The sequence below is a fragment of the Psychrobacter sp. CAL346-MNA-CIBAN-0220 genome, assembly GCF_040309805.1.
In the GTDB taxonomy this organism is placed as follows: Bacteria; Pseudomonadota; Gammaproteobacteria; order Pseudomonadales; family Moraxellaceae; genus Psychrobacter.
On the sequence record NZ_JBEOPF010000001.1, the window covers coordinates 372,631 to 389,083 of the forward strand.

Here is a 16,453-nt window from a genome sequence, read left to right on the forward strand (position 1 = left end):
TGTATTATGAATTAAAGGTAGTAATGAAAATCGAGCTGAAGTCCATAGGCTGAAGTATCATAATAATTTAACTCTATGTGCTTTTAGCTTGATTTTCATGTTACTTTTTCATGTTACTTCGTCATCAATATATTTAGAATATAAGTGCTGAAATCGTCATGATACAACAGAAATTAGCAGACAGCTTAAATTGGACATTGCTTCATGTGTTAATCGTTATATATGAAGAGGGCAGTATTAGTACTGCCGCTAATCGTTTAAATATTACCCAGTCAGCGGTCAGTCAGAACCTTAAAAAGCTTGAAGAGCAGCTGGAGAGTCAGCTCGTTATCCGTAATACCAAGCCTTTAGAGCTCACTCCCATCGGTCATTACTGTTTACAAGTTGCCCAAACTATATTTACAGAAATCACTTCTATTGAGGCGATGAAAGGCAGTAACTCGCATCTCTTAGAAGGCGACATTAAGCTTTTGGTGGCCAGTCGTCTCCACAATCCAAAATATAATGATTTCCTAGTCTATTTTAAAAAGAAATATCCAAATATCACCTTAGATTTGACCGTGAAATCAAGCATGGATATTCTAAATGCCCTCAAACAAAAAACCCCTGCTGTCGGTATCTGTTTGGCCAAACATATTCCCGAAACTCTTAATCAACAGTTATTGTTTAATCAGCGCTATTATTTGTACTGCGGCTATCATCATCCTTTATTCTCATCGCCCGATTTGAGTTTTGACAGTCTATTAAAAGAGGATTTTATTGCTTTTAATAGTGAAGATATTGGGGATGTTCTCTCTCCAATTACTGTATTTAAAGAAAGTCATGATCTAACAGGCCGTATCAGCGCCTATACTAACAATTTAGATGAAGCGGTTCGGCTGATTTATACTGGATATGGTATCGGTGCGTTACCTGATCAGTTTATTGCAGCGACCCACCTAGAAGCTAAGCTCAGACGTCTGCCCCCAAAAGAAGGTATTGCGGATATACCCATTCATATTTTTTGGCACAAACACCGCGCCTTGTCACCTATTGAAGCTAAATTTATTGAAGAAATTTTAGAGTTCGATATTTCTTTTTAAAGCAAGTGTTGATGGGCTAGTAGGAGAGTTTTTTGTACAATCTCTAATGGCTATATAATGGATCTACAAGAATTTATATTATCCAGCCCTATATATTTGCTTGCTAATGATAATGAGACTTTGCTGATTATCTAATGTTGCTAACTTATTTGTCTCTTCAGGTAGTTCCCAGCAGCACGAGATTGGCATTTATTACCTCATTTAAACTTCGAGACTAACTGACAATGAGTGACTGCTCGAAATCAACTCAGCTGTAGCTCTAACCGACGGATTCCAATCGTTTACTACGAGGACTTTATAATGTCTATTCATATTTGCAATGCCTGTGGAACCTCATTCCCCAAAAGCAATAACCCTCCTAAAAACTGCCCAATCTGCGAAGATGATCGTCAATATGTACCTGCTGATGGGCAAACTTGGACCACGCTTGAAAATCTTGTCGGCTCTCACTCGAACATGTGGAAACAGCATGAACCAAATTTATACGAAATTAAAACCCATCCTGATTTTGGTATAGGACAACGGGCGTTTCTGATTAGGACGCCGAATGATAATATTCTTTGGGACTGTATTGCTCTACTTGATCCCGCTACTGAGGAACTTATTCATGCGCTTGGCGGTATTAGTGCAATCGCGATTTCGCATCCTCATTTTTACACAACCATGCAAGATTGGGCGCATGCATTTGACGCCCCTGTGTATCTTCATAAGCTCGACTGTGAATGGGTAATGCGACCCGATGAGAAGCTAATTTTTTGGGAAGGTGAAAGCTTTGAGATAGGCGATGGTCTTTCACTTATCCGTACCGGAGGACATTTTCCTGGCGCCACTGTTCTACATTGGCCTCAAGGAGCTGATGGTAAAGGGGCTCTGCTCAGTGGAGACGTTATTCAGGTCGCCGCAGATAATACGCGTGTCTCGTTCATGCACAGCTATCCCAATATGCTGCCATTGGCAGCGGCTACCGTTCAGCGCATAGGCGACACTCTAGAGTTATGGGACTTCGATCGAATCTACGGTGCTTTTGAGGGCAAAACCATTCTATCAGGTGCAAAAAAAGCCATAAAGCAAAGCGTATCACGATATGTCGAACTGCTTGAAGGTCATCAGATATAAATAGCATTGACTAAGTATGCTAATAAAAGTGCCGACTTAAGGGAATGAATGATTCTATTCACGTTTTAAAAGAGTGTTCATTAAATCAGCGTTCTCTGAATACTCGTAAGATTGATTAAGGTCGATTAGTAGCTTGCTTCATCACCAGCACGTTTAGCATCGTTCAAAAGGCAGGCTGACTAATTCCGCTAACATTGTTTCATCATTTATCTTGCTTTCCCGAAGTAAGAGAGATTGCAAGTAGCAGCCTATTTGATAATGGTTTATGATAAACAATCAACAATAATTATTTAACGTAAAAGCAGACCATGATTTTTATAAGCAATACCATCAGCCTTAACGACCACGAGGTAGACATTAACGCCATCCGCGCCCAAGGTGCAGGCGGGCAAAACGTCAACAAAGTATCCTCTGCCATTCATCTACGCTTTGATATCAACGCTTCCAGTCTTAGCGACTCTCACAAACAGCGCTTATTAGAAAGCAAAGACAGCCGCATTAGTAAAGAGGGTGTGCTAATCATTAAAGCGCAGCAATTTCGCACTCAAGAAAGAAACAAAATCGATGCCTTCGAGCGCCTTCAAAAATTTATAATAAAAGCCACTTACGTTAGCAAAAATCGAAAGCCCACTAAACCGAGCAAGAATGCTCGGCGTAAACGTGTGGACAAAAAAACGCAGCGGGGTAAAACAAAATTGTTGCGAGGTAAGGTCGATTTTTAAGTGGGCTACTTAAGCACATAAAAAGTCCCAGTCATTAAACTGGGGCTTCTTAAATCTGGTCGGCATAATTAAGTTCGAGATAGTAGCCTTCATAACGTCACTGACTTATACTTAGGTATTTATTACTGTCCTATTTTTTATCCTTATGATTGGTACTGCTATAATCTGCATCGTTGCGTGTTTTAACCTATCAATGAAGCTCACTTTAATGACGCTCATTCAAAGCAAATATGTGCCGCTTGATTACAGAAGGTCTGTTTGCCATTTTTAAAACCCGCTAAAGCTTGCGCGGCGGTTCTAATTGCCGATACCGCATCTTTCGCCTCTAACACCACCAAAGTAGCTGGTGCCCCCACTGTTATTGCAGTCTGATGTGACAACAACTTCGCTGCATTTTTACTGACCATGTCAAATACATCTGCTATTTCAGTGTCTTTGGACAGTTGCGCAATATTGGCATACATATTTGCCATTCTAATTAATGAGGCATCACCGTAAGGGGTAAAGGCGTTCAAAATATTATTACTAGCAATAGTGGTGTTAATGCCCATTTCTGCTAACTCATTGGCATTTACCATGCCTCTAGGTATCAAAGCGTCGTAGTCACGCCCATTTAAATAGATATCAGTTGCGGGTAACACCGTTAATGAGATATCTGCGAACTTCAGTAACCCTACCATTGCTCCTCGTTGCATCTTGTCCATAGCAGACAGCTTAGTAACATGACCAATAGACACGCGCCCCTGATAGTTACGTTTGATGGTTTCTTCTACCAGTTTTGGAATACTTGAGTTATCAGGGTCTAAATCAAAATCCAGATGAAAATCAACATTGACATTAAACTGCTCAGCCAAGTCAAATATCATCTCAATATGTTGGTTGGGATTGTCATCTTTGTAAGGGCAACCGCCGACCAAATCCGCTCCCTGTGCTAGTGCTTGTTGCAACAGTTCCTGCGTTTTTGGCTCGTTGGTTAAGCCATCTTGGGCAAAAGCACAAATCTCTATATCTATTGCAAAGGCATATTTTTCTCGAGCTTTTTTTATAGCGTTAAAACTGCGCAACTGAGTTTTAGCATCAGTTTCAACGAACGTGCGCAGACCTACGGTGCCTTTTTTAATAGCCATTTCTAGCACTCTTGATGCCCGCTCAAACACATCTTCTTCAGTAAACTCTTCTTTGGCCTTACCAGTTTCTTCAACCGCTTCTTTTAAGTTGCCTTCCTCTACGGTACAACGGTCTAGTATGCAGGCTTTATCGAGATGGATATGACTCTCGTAAAAACCGGCACAGACAAAATTGCCTTTTGCGTCATAAACAGTGTTTTCATAAAGACGGTCATCACTATTAGTAACCGGATTATTAGTAGTGTCACTATTAGCAGCATCAATGCCCTCAATATGAGAATCTTTTATACTAATATCAACCAAGCCTGCACGGTTTGTTAAGCGTGCGTTTTTAATTATTAAGTCAGTCATTATTATTTATTCCCTGTTTACGAATACTTAATTAAGTCTCGTTTGAATCTTTTTATCTAGTGAATCATTGTATCTAAGGTCTTACTTCAGATGCTTGATCGGTTAAGGAGAGTATTAGGAGACCTGATTATTATTAGCTTTAATCAGGGATTCGCGCTCATCACTAATATACTGTGGCTGTGAGTTAATATGTTTTGATAGTAACGCCTTAACCTTTCCGCATTACACACGAGCTTGCACTAATGTATAGAGGTCTAGTAAAAAGACAGTTTACAAAAAGTGAGGGAATAGATTATCAATTAGGCATCTGAAGCAGCGGGTTTGGTTTCAAATTCAGCAAGCATATTAGTAATACGCTGATCTTTTTGTCGCCATATTTTCTCTACCCAGTCGAACATTTGCGCTTTGGTAGCCTCGTCGTTTTCGTAACCACCATTTTGAATACTGGAAAACAGAGCATGGGGTATGTCGATATGCCGTACATCAACACCTAAACGCTTAATATTGCCTTTCCACAAGTCGCTATAAGTCGGTATTCCATCGGGATAAACAATCGTCATATCCAAAATACTATCTATATCTGCACCCAAGGCGTTGATAGCAAGTGCTAAACCACCTGCTCGTGGCTTGAGTAAGTGCGTGTAAGGTGAATGCTGCTTGTCACGCTTAATGGGTGTAAAGCGTGTGCCTTCTAAATAACTAAGTAGCGTAAAAGGCTTGTTTTTAAGAAGAGCACAGGCACGTTTTGCTTCTTTAATATCCTTACCTTTTAATGCCGGGTTTTTCGCAATAGCTTCTTTAGAATGGCGACGCATCATTGGAAAATCTAAAAAGTAAAAGGTTTGACCAACGATGGGTATGTATATCAATTCAAACTTAGTAAAAAAGCGGGTTAACGGTAAACGGTTTTCACTAACATACTGAACGATACTGGTGTCAACCCACGATTGATGATTACTAACAAGTAAGTATTTACCCTCGGTATGTGTGTCCTCGGGTAAGCTAATACGCCAGTCTTTTTGTGGCAAAATAGTGTCAATCATTGCATTATTACTATTAATCCAATAATTAGCGATTTTAATCACAATCTTATCAGCAATAGGTGCTCCAGTAATGATTTTGGTCGTGCCCATTAACCACATAGGGATGCTACCACCAAAACTATTACCTACAATGACGACAGTTGCAGTCGCAAGCGAAACGGCTTTGCCAAGTTTGGGAGTGCGTTTATGCATTTTTTGTATAAATGATGCCAATCGCATGTTAAATCCTTTCTATCTATACCTATTATTAGCTATTGCTAATGCCATCATATAATTTTAGCAGAAATCAATATTAGTGTACGAGTGTTGACGTGACTGGCGATAACACATAATAAATACGCCAACTTTCATAACTAAGGAGATATAGAGCTACAGCTTATGGTTCAAAGCAGAAGCTATCAAACTGGTAGAAGAAAAATAAAAAAGTATTATTGGCTAAATCAGTTAAGCGTTTGAGCCGAGCCTAATGTTAGTTTATTAGCTGCTTACTTTGATGTGGCAGCAATGCTTAATTTACCAAGAAGCGTTGAGATATCGTTAATAGCTTTATCGCAGCCTTTAATGTTATGACGCACTTTAAGATATTTGGGATTGTTGTATGAAAGAAAAACCTTGTTATTTGCGTCTTCACTAATGAGAACCTTTTGTGGTAAGTCAATTGCCACGTTTTGAGCACACTGCATTAATGCGGTCCCAGCTTTTGGATTACCGAAAATAATGACTTCCGTTGGTCTTAACTCTAAGTTGACACCTGCGGCATTTTTTTGATGATCAATTCTGGTAAATAGTGTTAGGCCTTTGTTTTCAATGATAGATAAAAACCTATCAGCAGTTTCTTTAACTGAATAATCACTCTCAAGTGTGACCAATCCATCTCCAGGATTTGCATAAACAGCGGTCTCTTTGATTGGATGGTTATCCTTAGGTGTGTGCATGTTTTTTCCAAAACTGGCACAAGAGGAGGCTAGCAAAGCAAAGGCGACAATGGGAATAATTTTAATCATAAGTTTACCTGTTGGTTCGTATTGATAATGGGTGATAGCCTAATATCAATTTTAATAAGAAAGGATTAGTAGGTTTATACGATTAAATTATGCCTCTTTATTAAGGATGATTTGCTCAGCAAGAGTATTCAGATTCGAAGCAACAAAGTCCGGTAAAGGAACATTTGGTGCCGAAAGAATAGCATTGTGTGGTCGGGTAAGAAATGCGCCACGGCAGCCCGCTGCTTGCGCCCCTATAGTGTCCCAAAGGTGACAGGCGACCATGCACAGCTCTGAGGTGTCGACGGACAATTCTTTTGCGACCATATTATAGGTTTCGGGAGCCGGTTTGAACTTACCGACGTTCTCAACACTAAAGTTACGCTCAAAAAATTGGCTTAATCCTGCTTTGTCTAATGGAGTAGGGGACGTGCTACTTGGCGAGTTAGTCAAAGTGACCAAGCGAAACCCTGCTTCTTTTAATCGGGTAAGTGCAGGAATAACGTCAGAGTGGGCTGGCATGTTGCTCATTCTTTCTTTTAACTCTACGATATCGCTGTCTGTAAGTGTTACCTTATGAGTAGTGGCAACCATCTGTAGCGCACCCACACCAAGGTTGCCAAACGAGGTATAAAGACCTGATAAAGTCATGGTTTGTGAGTACAGTACCAGCTGTGCAAACCATTCTCGCATAATAATTCGATCACCGAATACACGCTCAAATAAAGGTTCGAGACTGGTGATATCGAGAAGGGTTTCGTTGACGTCGAATACGATAATCGAAGGAAACTTATTCTGAGCCGTTTTATTCTGATCTTGTTTATTCTGAGACATTAGGCATCCTTGTTTGTATAGTCAGTAAAATAAGGGGCACGATATAGCTTCGTCACTTAACTTTAACTGGACTGTAAAGACTATTCAAGATAAAATTGAGCAATCACTCAAATTATATTATTGTGCTTATTGACTATTTAAAATTGCGACTTAGAACCATTGGAATTGATTATGTCTCGTGCAACACTTCACAATCGGCAAGACTCTCTAGATCGAGCTTTACAGCTGTTCTGGCAAAAGGGTTTTCATGCCACATCGTTAAAAGACTTAGAAAAAGCGCTCGATATGCGACCTGGTAGTATCTACGCCGCTTTCGGTAGCAAAGATGGTCTATTTCAAGAAGCACTCGATTATTATGCCCGTAAAGCTATGGTTGAACTAGAGCGCACCTTGAGTAAGCATAGCTCTCCATTATTGGGATTGGCAGCTTATCTACGTTTGCTTGGCGGTCTGCGTGATGAAGAGTTACCAAGCCGTGCGTGTATGTTGGTCAAGAGCTTATTAGAATTAGGCGAACGTGAGCAGTCTGCTTTACAGAAAGTCGAGAGCATGCTGGCAGGTATGGAGACCCATTTCATAAAGTGCTTTACTGAATCCCAACGGCTGGGAGAATTAAATAGTCAGCTAGACCCTGTGCGCCTTGGTCGGCGATTGCAGGCCGAAGTGATGGGTCTGCGCGCCTTTGCCCAACGTGAAGTTGATAGTAGCGCTGTGCACGACGTTGCTGAAGATATGGCGTTATCTTTAGAAGCGCTTTATAGCGATGCCATAAACAATAAAGTAGAAACAAATTAACAATCCATACAGTTTTTTTTAAATGGCCGAATACTTAAGTAATTAAATACTAAGTTAAATTACTCATTTATTCTTAAATGGCATGATCAATAAGCGCCAAAGTGAAGCATTTTGTTTGGCAGTAGGATATTCAATCAAACCGATATCAATTTGATCATCGGTTTTTTTTGCGACACTTTTATAGCTGCTGAATAATTTATCCCACCAAATGACGCTAAAACCATAGTTTGAGTTGGTCTCAGACACGACTTGGCTATGATGAATACGGTGCAGGATTTGGGTCATTAATATAAGACGTAGTGGTTTTTCAATCGCTGGTGGCAGGCGTACATTGGCATGATTGAACAAGGCCAAACCATTTAACGCTATCTCGAAAATCAGTACCGCTATAGCAGGGACGCCCAGTACAATGACAGCAGCCAGCTTTATTAGAATACTGAGTATAATTTCAATCGGGTGAAATCTAAGACCAGTGCTGGTATCAACATGTGCGTCGGCATGATGGACGCGGTGCAAACGCCATAAAATAGGCACTCGGTGAAACAATCTATGCTGCCAATATATTAAAATATCGAGCAAAACCAGACTTAGCATAATGACTATGACACTTGGTAGCTCTACTAAATTGAATAAGCCAATACCGTGCTGTTGGGCATAAAGTGCCACCGCAGTCAGACCAATCGGTACTGCTAAGCGGGCAATAAGCGATGAGGCAAATACCAACCCAAAATTAGCGAACCAACGCGTGCCACTTTTAATCGGTGATTGTCGCGCTGGTTTTCGCCATTCAAATAGCATCATTATGATTAGAATGCTAAAAAAGAAGCCGAGTCGCCACCATACTTCATGCGTCATTGAGTGCTCCATTGGCCTTAGCTTCTTGCTGTTTGAGGGTATGATAACCGCCATATATGCGGGTAAAAATAGTAATCGCGCAGGCAATAGCGAATAAAGTAGCTAATAAGACAAAATTTTGGGGCCAGATACAAAATGCTATGAATAATGCAATGGTTTCAGTGCCTTCGGTTAAACCATTTAAGTAATAAAAGCTCTTGTATTTAAATTGTGGTCTGTCAATTTTAAACCTTTCGGCGGCAATAGCAAAGGCCAAAAAGCTTGAGCCAGTCCCCATAAACGTCGCTAATAATAAGGCGCCAGCAATAGCATTTTGCTCAGGATTGGCAAGGATAAACCCAAACGGAACCGCTGCATAAAATAAGAAGTCGAGAGTAATGTCTAAATAACCACCAGCGCTTGAGCTTTGTTTGGAATATCTAGCCAGCGCCCCATCAAGCCCATCGAAAATTCGGTTTAAAACAATAGTGACTAGTGCGGCATACCAATACCCAAAGGCGAGTAATGGCAACGATAGCAGCCCAATTAAAAACCCCACCACCGTCAGTTGGTCAGCGGTGATAGCACGCTTATGCAATAGTATAACGACCGGAGTCAATAGTGGTTTTATAATGGGAGTGATATATTTGTCTAGCATACTAGTTGCCTTGTGGCTTTAAACTTGTGAATCCAAAACTATTGTACTAAGTTGCTGGTTTTTGAGTTGATAAGCTGCTAATTAATACTCTCTAAATTAATAACTTTGCCATTTGTCGCCTTGGCATCGCTATGGTCGTGGGTGACCATAATGGCGGGCAGGTTACGATTACGTATTTGCTCAAATACCAATTGGCGTGTATCCACTCTCAGCTGGGTATCCAGTTTACTAAATGGCTCATCAAGTAAAATGGCTTTAGGCTCGCTAAGCAACAGTCGAAGTAAGGCAACCCGTGCTTGTTGTCCGCCCGACAGATTATCGGGATGACGGTTTCCCATACCTGTTAAGCCTACTTGCTCAAGTGCGTCATCTATTTTTTCCAGCCGCTGTTTTTTATTGCTCTTTTTATTACTCTCTTTATTACTTTTAGGCATCGCAAAGGCAATATTTCCGGCAACTGTTAAGTGCGAGAACAATAAAGCATCTTGATACAACACTCCAATATGGCGTAAATGCGTTGGCAGATTGTTAATATTTTGGCCGTTAAGTAATAATTCGCCATCGGCTGTAAAGCTGCTGGCAAGCGTACCTGTTATCCAGTTCAATAAACTCGATTTACCGCTGCCCGAAGGCCCCATAATAGTGAGTATCTCACCGCCATCAACTTGTTCATCTAAACTCAGTAAGCGTTTATTTTGACGATAAAGCTGTAAGTTTTTTATCTGTAAAGAAGATTGCATCAAAAACCCTTTAACATTATGTATTTTTAACGATGTGTAATTTTAACGACACATATATTTAAGGCTTCGCACCATAGCTTATTAAAAATAAAAGAGAGTCATTTATGACAATGTGCTACTGATATAAATTTTTCTTGCTTGCTGTTCGCCAGCGTGACAGAGGCTGCAAAAAATCCATACCAGTAGCACCGTACCGTAGCAATGTACCGTTTTTAAATCATCTTAACTATATTAAAGCCTCGCACTCTTAAAAAAGTACTTAGGTAATATCCAGGCTAAGGTAAAGCCGATTAGTGGTAATACCATTTGTATAATGGCATAAACGGCACTGGTGCGCCTGCTTGCGCCATTAGCAAGGGTAACGGCCTCGGTGGTTATGGTGGTTATGCGCCCGCCACCTGCTATTAGGGTTGGCAGATATTGTCCAAAACTGATGGCCAATCCTAACGCCGCCGCGATTAAAATCGGGGCAAATAACTGTGGTAATTTAACCTGAAAAAATACTTTGCTAGGAGTAGCACCAAGGCTGGCAGCAACATTAGCAAAGCGAGGGTCTAAGCGCCGATAGCTACTCGACAGTGATAAAAATACATAAGGCAGTACAAATAATAAATGGGTAAAGGCCACGTTAAAAAATGCGGTTTGGTTATTAACCAATTGCTGTAACCATACCAAGCCAAATAAAAAGGCAATACTAGGTACTAGTAGTGGCAAATAAATAATTAAATGGGTAAAGGGAGAAATTGCTTTGGCAGTCAGCTGCTCTGATTCTAAACAGAGTAGGGTGAGCACCACTGCAAAAAAGGTGGTTATTAAACCAATAGTAACAGTATTAAATAATGGGCTGCCTATTTGCAATAAGGCGCTTTGAAAATGCAGGAGCACAAATTGCTCTGGCAGCGCTGCCGGAAAGCGCCAAAATCCTGCAACCGACCACATCACTAGTCCAATCAATGCCAGTAATATAAAACCAATAACCAAGGTAGTGATTACTACGGTTATTTTTTGCCAAACAGTATCGCCGTAGTTGCGCCGACCATTGGTGATTGAATGCCTACATAAGTACTTGACAATTTTTTCACCAGCACACCATAGTGCAAGTAAACTACCCGTTAGAGCGAGTTGTAATACCGCACCAGCAGAGGCTTTTATACGTAAGTTTAAATCAACATCGTTGAACCAATTCATGATGGCAACGGCCAATGTTGGCGGAGTATTGGGGCCTAATATGAGCGGCATCTCTACACTGGCACTGGCATAAGCGAGTACGGCAAATATAGGCAGACGTAATAACGGATAGAGGTTGGGCAATACCACTTTAAAAAAAGCAGTCATTGGATAGTAGCCTAAATTAAGCGCTATCTTGTGCTGTTGGCGTAATTTTTTGCCAAGCTCCGGCTGAGCCAATACGCCGAGCGCCATTAATAATAGAAATGGCAGCTCTTTTAACGTTAAGCCTAAAATGATACTGATACCATAGGTATCGTGCGGAAATATACCGTGCGGTGCCAACTCCCAGCCACTCAACCACGGTGAAATTAGTCGAGAGAACATACCGGATGGCGCAATTAAAAAGCCAACTGCAATCGCCGCTGCTGCATGGGGAATAACTAAAATAGGACTAAGTAGACGCTCAATACGATTGAGCCAAAGGCTATTAAAAAATGCGGCCAAAATCATTACCGTTATTATAAAAGCAAGCAGAGTGCTTATTAATCCAGCTGCCACGCTCAAATTAACCATTTTCGCAAGGCCCGGCGTTTGCCAAAGTTCCTTAAAGCCTTGCAGACCAATCGTTGTTTTCTCGAGTGCTGGTGCCCAACCAAAGGCTGGCAACAATACGCTGACTAAGCCGCCGAGTACGGGTAACATGAGTAAGGCGATTAGAAATAGCGGGCTAAGTTTTACAATGTGCGTAAAGTTATCTATTTTGTAAGTCGCTACTGGTGCCGTATTGGTTTCTTTAGCAGTTATTTTCTCAGCTTCTTTATCGTCTGCTTTTTTATTAGGCGCTACACTCATGGGTCAACCCCATAACGCATTTGCCAGCCTTGCATAATGGCGTCAACCCAGCTTGGGTGCGGCTCACTCACCGTGCGTTTGATACTATTAATAGGCAAGGCACTAAGATGCGGCGTGCTTATTTTGAATAACGCTTGTTGCTCGGGAGTGAGCATGGATTGAACAAGCACGGTGCTATCGCCCCAGATATAGGGCTTTTGTTTTTGTGCTTGGGCGGTAGGACTGAGTAAGAAGTTAGCGATCAGTTGCGCGCTTGCTTGATGGCTGGCGTTATAAGGAATGGCAACAAAATGAGTATTACTCAAACTGCCATCATCCATAGCATAGCTACGAATACTTTCCGGTAAGTCATAACGCTGAACCGCTGCAGGCACCTCCGGCGCTGAAAAGGTAAAGGCCAAGCTTAGCTCAGTATCATCAACCAAGCGGCGCATTTGTGCACCACTTTGCGTAAAATACTCACCTTTGCGCCATAAGGTCGGGTGCAGTTTATCTAAAAACTGCCATAACGGCTCTAACACTAGCGCTGTATTTTGCTCGGTCGCTGGCTGGTTTAATTGTGATTTTAGACTTTCAGGGCTTTGATTATGTAGCATTACCAACGCATATTTTAAAAAGCTCATTCCTAAAAAATCAGGCGGCTTTGGATAACTAAAGCGTCCGGGATGTTGGGCACTCCAGTTTAATAACTCGTTTAACGTGGTCGGTGGTTGGTTGTTTTCTGAACCGTCAATTGCCAAGCTGTCATAATAAAAAGTAAGCGCTGCTTGTCCCCATGGGGCTTCCATGCCTTCAGTGGGAATACCAAAGTCAAAGGTAACCGCAGGGTTATTATCGGGGTCGGTGAGCCCAAAGTTAGGCAGTTTATTTGACCATTGTTTTAGGAGCAGTGAGTGCTCATTCATGGTGGCAAAATTTGCCCCATTTATCCACACCAAATCAACGCTACCTTGGCTATTATTGTTGGCTGACTTCTCAGCTAGCACCCGACTTACCGCTTCACTGGTATCACTAAGTTTGACATGTACTAATTTAATATTGTACTTGGCCTTCACTTGCGTGGCGACCCATTGTAGATAGGCGTTTATTTGTGGATCGCCGCCCCACGCATAAAAGTAAACCTCTTGATTTTTACCCCGCGTTTCTATCTGCTGCCAGTATGATTGCTTATTGATACTGGCTTTAGAATTGGTAACTGCCGTGCTAGAAGAGATGCCCACACAGATACTCAAAAAGATAAAAAGTACCACCCAGTAAAGGTGGAAGCGCGTCAGTATTGGCCAAGACTTAAAAACGGGCATTTAGATTCCAGTTGTTATCCAAAATTAACGTCGTCTGAAATTAATTTCTAGCTTGCTAGGTATTTATTTACAACTCATTTTTATTTGGTATCAACTACACCGTTATTGGTTGCTAGGTAACTGTATAAATCTAAATTAATTATTCTTTTGAGTGATCGCCCAAAATATAACCATAACAATATCGTTAAATAACCAAGGTCAGTGCAGTATAGCTATTTTTGAACGTTCGTTCGATATAAACCTAAAAAACATAGCTCAGATTTATCTTATTGAGTAATATCAAACAGTGTCGTTTTGAAAATATACCTGCTATCCTTTTTGTCTTTCAACAGAAAAGGAGGGCAGGCATCAGTACTTCTAGACTGTCTAGAAGTACATTTCAAAATAACAGTTTAGCGAGGTAGCTAAAAGCCTCGTTTAGTCTGGTATCTCAGCCAATTGCTTTAGAATGCTAGTATAGTTTTCAACGCCTTGGGCGCCACTGACCAAATGACGGCCATTAAAGATAACGGCTGGCACGCTTTGAATGCCTTGTTCTTGTGAGCGCTGTACGGACTCGCGTATCTCTTTGGCAAAGCGTTGATCTTCGAGCACAGCTAATGCTTCGGTACGATTCAGCCCGATTTCTGCTGCTATATCTGCAAGCACAGCATTGTCAGAAATATTACGATTGTTAGTGAAATGAGCAGTGAAGAGTGCCTGCTTCAAATCGTGCATGCGCCCTTGTTGCTCTGCCCAATGTAGTAGTTGATGCAAGTTAAAAGTATTGTGCATTCGGGTGTCATCAGTAAACTGGAATTCGAAGCCGACTTCTGCGCCTGCTGCTGTCATTCTGATGCGGCTCTCTTCAGAGTCTTGAGCGGTGCTGCCGTACTTCTCGATGATATGCTCGCGCAGATTTTGTCCTTCAGGCGGCATGTTAGGATTCAGCTCGAACGGATGCCAGTGAATTTCATGCGGGGTATTGGTCTGCTCTAATGCCTCAGCCAGCTGTCGATAACCGATGATGCACCAAGGGCAAACAACGTCTGATACGATATCTATTTGTAGTGGTTGCTTTGATAATAATTGCTCTGATAATGACTGCTTTGAATTTTCCATATAATTTCTCGTTAGCGATTGTTTATAAATTTAACTGAAAAAACTGCTGCCCGATTGACTTCTTAACAACAGTCTTTCGAACAACAGTATAAAAACATCAAAGGGATCGTGACAACCCCAGACTGGTTACATTATTAGTCCGCTTCATTAATCAGCTTTGTGCCATTCAAATTTTTGGAATGGTTTGTCTATCGGGGTGTTGGCAAGATGGTTAGTATAGTTGCTCATTACTTTTTGAGCCGCACCAAGAATAACTTCAAGAACCTGACGCTTAGTGAATCCCGCCTCTAAAAATGCTTGAACGGCGCTATCATCAACATTACCACGGTTACGGATGACAGAGAGCGTGAAGTCGCGTAATGCTTCTAGGCATGCTGTTGGTAGCGGGGTTTCGTTACGTAGTGCTTCAGTGATTGCATCATCTACTTTCATGCCTTTAGCAATGCCAGTATGGGCAGGAACGCAATAATGGCAGGCGTGTTCGACATTGATGGTTTGCCACACAACAGTGATTTCTTCATCATCGAAGCTGCTGTCTAAAAACAATTGATGTAGACGTTGGTAGCCTTCAAGTAGTCCTGGTGCTTCTGCCATCACTGCATGTAAGTTCGGTACCATGCCAAAAGCATTAAGAGACACGTCGAGCAATGCTTGGCTGTCTGTTGGAGCGCTTTGTTTATCGTGAAGGGTAAAGTCGGTCATAATATTATTCCTGATAATAAATGTGAGTTCTTTCATGTCCACTTAAGATTTATTACGGATTAAAGTCTAATAATTAATTTGAGCATTCACTCAGATTATGCCGTAATAATTTCTTAAGCAAGTCAACAGAACCCACTATAAATGATATTGAACGAACGCTCAATATAAATTTGAGTAATCACTCAAATAAAATGTAACAAGCAGTTATTTAAAATTTATACTTGAACGAACGTTCATTTATGATTATAGTGGTTTTAATACCAAGTAATAAACAAACCGTTCAAGCCATGACTCACGTTTTTTATTACTTCTATAGTTATCAGACTCATATTTCTACACAATAGGATAACGTTATGCTTAAGTTTTATTTTCATCAAACACCAAACCCAATGAAAGTGGCTCTTTATCTTGAGGAGACGGGGTTGCCGTACGAGTTGATTGCAATAGACACTCTAAAAGGTGAGCAACACACCCCTGAGTACCACGCTATTAACCCGAATGGCAAGACACCGGCAATTGAAGATGATAATAAGCGCGTGTTTGATTCGACTGCTATTTTGATGTATCTCTCTGAGAAGACAGGGAAGCTGGCAGGAAAGCCAGAAAATCGCGGTGAAATGCTGTCTTGGTTGATGTTTTTGGCGACAGGCCTAGGGCCATTTTCTGGTCAATCCGTTCACTTTAGACATAAAGCACCAGAAAAAATACCTTATGCTATCAATCGCTATCTTCGTGAAGCCGAACGTCATTATGACGTGTTAGAAACACACATGGAAGGCCGCGAATATTTAGTTGGTGATGAGTATTCAATTGCAGATATTTCGGCATGGGGTTGGATGGATAAAGCCACTGCCGTGTTAGGTGAAGAGGGGTTAGCCAACTATCCTAATCTAAAGCGTTGGTTTGCAAACGTAAACACGCGTCCTGCGGTAGAAAAAGCCCGAACGCTTGCCAAAAATATTGAGTTTAAAACTGATTTTGATGAAGTCGCCGCACGGGCGCTATACCCACAAAACTTCGATAAAAAAGCTTAATCACTAGA

16 protein-coding genes are annotated in these 16,453 nt (G+C 41.2%); 5 read left to right on the plus strand and 11 right to left on the minus strand.

The features are described from left to right. The first annotated feature begins 158 nt into the window (after nucleotides 1-158). The 3 genes from AAEY88_RS01470 (at nucleotide 159) to arfB (ending at nucleotide 2,920) form a co-directional block, all read left to right on the plus strand. The gene (locus AAEY88_RS01470) at nucleotides 159-1,082 is read left to right on the plus strand and encodes a LysR family transcriptional regulator (RefSeq protein WP_350558016.1); all 924 of its coding nucleotides are present in this window, start codon (nucleotides 159-161) and stop codon (nucleotides 1,080-1,082) included. A gap of 228 nt (nucleotides 1,083-1,310) precedes the next feature. After that, nucleotides 1,311-2,198, plus strand: coding sequence for an MBL fold metallo-hydrolase (locus AAEY88_RS01475; protein WP_350558019.1), 888 nt, complete (start codon nucleotides 1,311-1,313; stop codon nucleotides 2,196-2,198). 308 nt (nucleotides 2,199-2,506) lie between these two features. Next, nucleotides 2,507-2,920 carry an alternative ribosome rescue aminoacyl-tRNA hydrolase ArfB gene (gene arfB, locus AAEY88_RS01480; RefSeq protein WP_350558022.1) on the plus strand — a complete coding sequence of 138 codons (414 nt, stop codon included), beginning with the start codon at nucleotides 2,507-2,509 and terminating at the stop codon, nucleotides 2,918-2,920. 215 nt (nucleotides 2,921-3,135) lie between these two features. Here arfB and AAEY88_RS01485 read toward each other — a convergent pair whose 3' ends face one another. From AAEY88_RS01485 to AAEY88_RS01500, 4 genes are all read right to left on the minus strand, one after another. Beyond that, complete coding sequence (locus tag AAEY88_RS01485; protein WP_350558025.1) at nucleotides 3,136-4,398, minus strand: amidohydrolase family protein; 1,263 nt, start codon at nucleotides 4,396-4,398, stop codon at nucleotides 3,136-3,138. A 299-nt stretch (nucleotides 4,399-4,697) separates the two neighbouring features. Beyond that, nucleotides 4,698-5,660: an acyltransferase gene (locus AAEY88_RS01490; protein WP_350558028.1), complete on the minus strand. Its 963-nt coding sequence runs from the start codon at nucleotides 5,658-5,660 to the stop codon at nucleotides 4,698-4,700. Nucleotides 5,661-5,926: 266 nt separating this feature from the next. Continuing rightward, nucleotides 5,927-6,445 carry a DUF302 domain-containing protein gene (locus AAEY88_RS01495; RefSeq protein WP_350558031.1) on the minus strand — a complete coding sequence of 173 codons (519 nt, stop codon included), beginning with the start codon at nucleotides 6,443-6,445 and terminating at the stop codon, nucleotides 5,927-5,929. An 87-nt stretch (nucleotides 6,446-6,532) separates the two neighbouring features. Then, nucleotides 6,533-7,258 (minus strand): haloacid dehalogenase type II, encoded by a 726-nt coding sequence (locus tag AAEY88_RS01500; RefSeq protein ID WP_350558034.1) that lies wholly within the window; start codon nucleotides 7,256-7,258, stop codon nucleotides 6,533-6,535. 171 nt (nucleotides 7,259-7,429) lie between these two features. Here AAEY88_RS01500 and AAEY88_RS01505 point away from each other — a divergent pair, with 171 nt between their 5' ends. Next, nucleotides 7,430-8,053, plus strand: a complete 624-nt coding sequence (locus AAEY88_RS01505; protein WP_350558036.1) for a helix-turn-helix domain-containing protein — start codon at nucleotides 7,430-7,432, stop codon at nucleotides 8,051-8,053. Nucleotides 8,054-8,116: 63 nt separating this feature from the next. On the opposite strand, the gene AAEY88_RS01510 is transcribed toward AAEY88_RS01505, so the two are convergent. From AAEY88_RS01510 to AAEY88_RS01540, 7 genes are all read right to left on the minus strand, one after another. After that, on the minus strand, nucleotides 8,117-8,908 hold the full coding sequence (locus AAEY88_RS01510; protein WP_350558039.1) for a sterol desaturase family protein: 792 nt from the start codon (nucleotides 8,906-8,908) through the stop codon (nucleotides 8,117-8,119). Next, a complete protein-coding gene (locus AAEY88_RS01515; protein WP_350558042.1) occupies nucleotides 8,898-9,545 on the minus strand; it encodes a CDP-alcohol phosphatidyltransferase family protein in 648 nt (215 codons plus the stop codon). Before AAEY88_RS01515 ends, AAEY88_RS01510 begins: the two co-directional genes overlap by 11 nt. 77 nt (nucleotides 9,546-9,622) lie before the next feature. Beyond that, entirely contained in the window at nucleotides 9,623-10,285 is a 663-nt protein-coding gene (locus AAEY88_RS01520) for an ATP-binding cassette domain-containing protein (RefSeq protein WP_350558045.1), read from the minus strand. A gap of 231 nt (nucleotides 10,286-10,516) precedes the next feature. After that, nucleotides 10,517-12,307, minus strand: coding sequence for an ABC transporter permease subunit (locus AAEY88_RS01525; protein ID WP_350558048.1), 1,791 nt, complete (start codon nucleotides 12,305-12,307; stop codon nucleotides 10,517-10,519). Further along, nucleotides 12,304-13,527: an ABC transporter substrate-binding protein gene (locus tag AAEY88_RS01530; RefSeq protein WP_350558051.1), complete on the minus strand. Its 1,224-nt coding sequence runs from the start codon at nucleotides 13,525-13,527 to the stop codon at nucleotides 12,304-12,306. Before AAEY88_RS01530 ends, AAEY88_RS01525 begins: the two co-directional genes overlap by 4 nt. 498 nt (nucleotides 13,528-14,025) lie before the next feature. Beyond that, a complete protein-coding gene (locus tag AAEY88_RS01535) occupies nucleotides 14,026-14,709 on the minus strand; it encodes a DsbA family oxidoreductase (protein ID WP_350558054.1) in 684 nt (227 codons plus the stop codon). Between the two features lie 147 nt (nucleotides 14,710-14,856). Then, a complete protein-coding gene (locus tag AAEY88_RS01540) occupies nucleotides 14,857-15,411 on the minus strand; it encodes a carboxymuconolactone decarboxylase family protein (protein ID WP_350558057.1) in 555 nt (184 codons plus the stop codon). 353 nt (nucleotides 15,412-15,764) lie between these two features. Here AAEY88_RS01540 and AAEY88_RS01545 point away from each other — a divergent pair, with 353 nt between their 5' ends. Beyond that, entirely contained in the window at nucleotides 15,765-16,445 is a 681-nt protein-coding gene (locus AAEY88_RS01545) for a glutathione S-transferase N-terminal domain-containing protein (protein WP_350558060.1), read from the plus strand. The last annotated feature ends 8 nt before the right edge of the window (nucleotides 16,446-16,453 follow it).

What these genes read in the sequence shown, in the direction of transcription:
- AAEY88_RS01495 (WP_350558031.1), bottom strand. Translation starts at nt 6,445, where the DNA reads ATGATTAAAATTATTCCCATTGTCGCCTTTGCTTTGCTAGCCTCCTCT.
- AAEY88_RS01540 (WP_350558057.1), bottom strand. Translation starts at nt 15,411, where the DNA reads ATGACCGACTTTACCCTTCACGATAAACAAAGCGCTCCAACAGACAGC.
- AAEY88_RS01535 (WP_350558054.1), bottom strand. Translation starts at nt 14,709, where the DNA reads ATGGAAAATTCAAAGCAGTCATTATCAGAGCAATTATTATCAAAGCAA.
- AAEY88_RS01490 (WP_350558028.1), bottom strand. Translation starts at nt 5,660, where the DNA reads ATGCGATTGGCATCATTTATACAAAAAATGCATAAACGCACTCCCAAA.
- AAEY88_RS01515 (WP_350558042.1), bottom strand. Translation starts at nt 9,545, where the DNA reads ATGCTAGACAAATATATCACTCCCATTATAAAACCACTATTGACTCCG.
- AAEY88_RS01485 (WP_350558025.1), bottom strand. Translation starts at nt 4,398, where the DNA reads ATGACTGACTTAATAATTAAAAACGCACGCTTAACAAACCGTGCAGGC.
- AAEY88_RS01470 (WP_350558016.1), top strand. Translation starts at nt 159, where the DNA reads ATGATACAACAGAAATTAGCAGACAGCTTAAATTGGACATTGCTTCAT.
- AAEY88_RS01510 (WP_350558039.1), bottom strand. Translation starts at nt 8,908, where the DNA reads ATGACGCATGAAGTATGGTGGCGACTCGGCTTCTTTTTTAGCATTCTA.
- AAEY88_RS01545 (WP_350558060.1), top strand. Translation starts at nt 15,765, where the DNA reads ATGCTTAAGTTTTATTTTCATCAAACACCAAACCCAATGAAAGTGGCT.
- AAEY88_RS01520 (WP_350558045.1), bottom strand. Translation starts at nt 10,285, where the DNA reads ATGCAATCTTCTTTACAGATAAAAAACTTACAGCTTTATCGTCAAAAT.
- arfB (WP_350558022.1), top strand. Translation starts at nt 2,507, where the DNA reads ATGATTTTTATAAGCAATACCATCAGCCTTAACGACCACGAGGTAGAC.
- AAEY88_RS01525 (WP_350558048.1), bottom strand. Translation starts at nt 12,307, where the DNA reads ATGAGTGTAGCGCCTAATAAAAAAGCAGACGATAAAGAAGCTGAGAAA.
- AAEY88_RS01505 (WP_350558036.1), top strand. Translation starts at nt 7,430, where the DNA reads ATGTCTCGTGCAACACTTCACAATCGGCAAGACTCTCTAGATCGAGCT.
- AAEY88_RS01500 (WP_350558034.1), bottom strand. Translation starts at nt 7,258, where the DNA reads ATGTCTCAGAATAAACAAGATCAGAATAAAACGGCTCAGAATAAGTTT.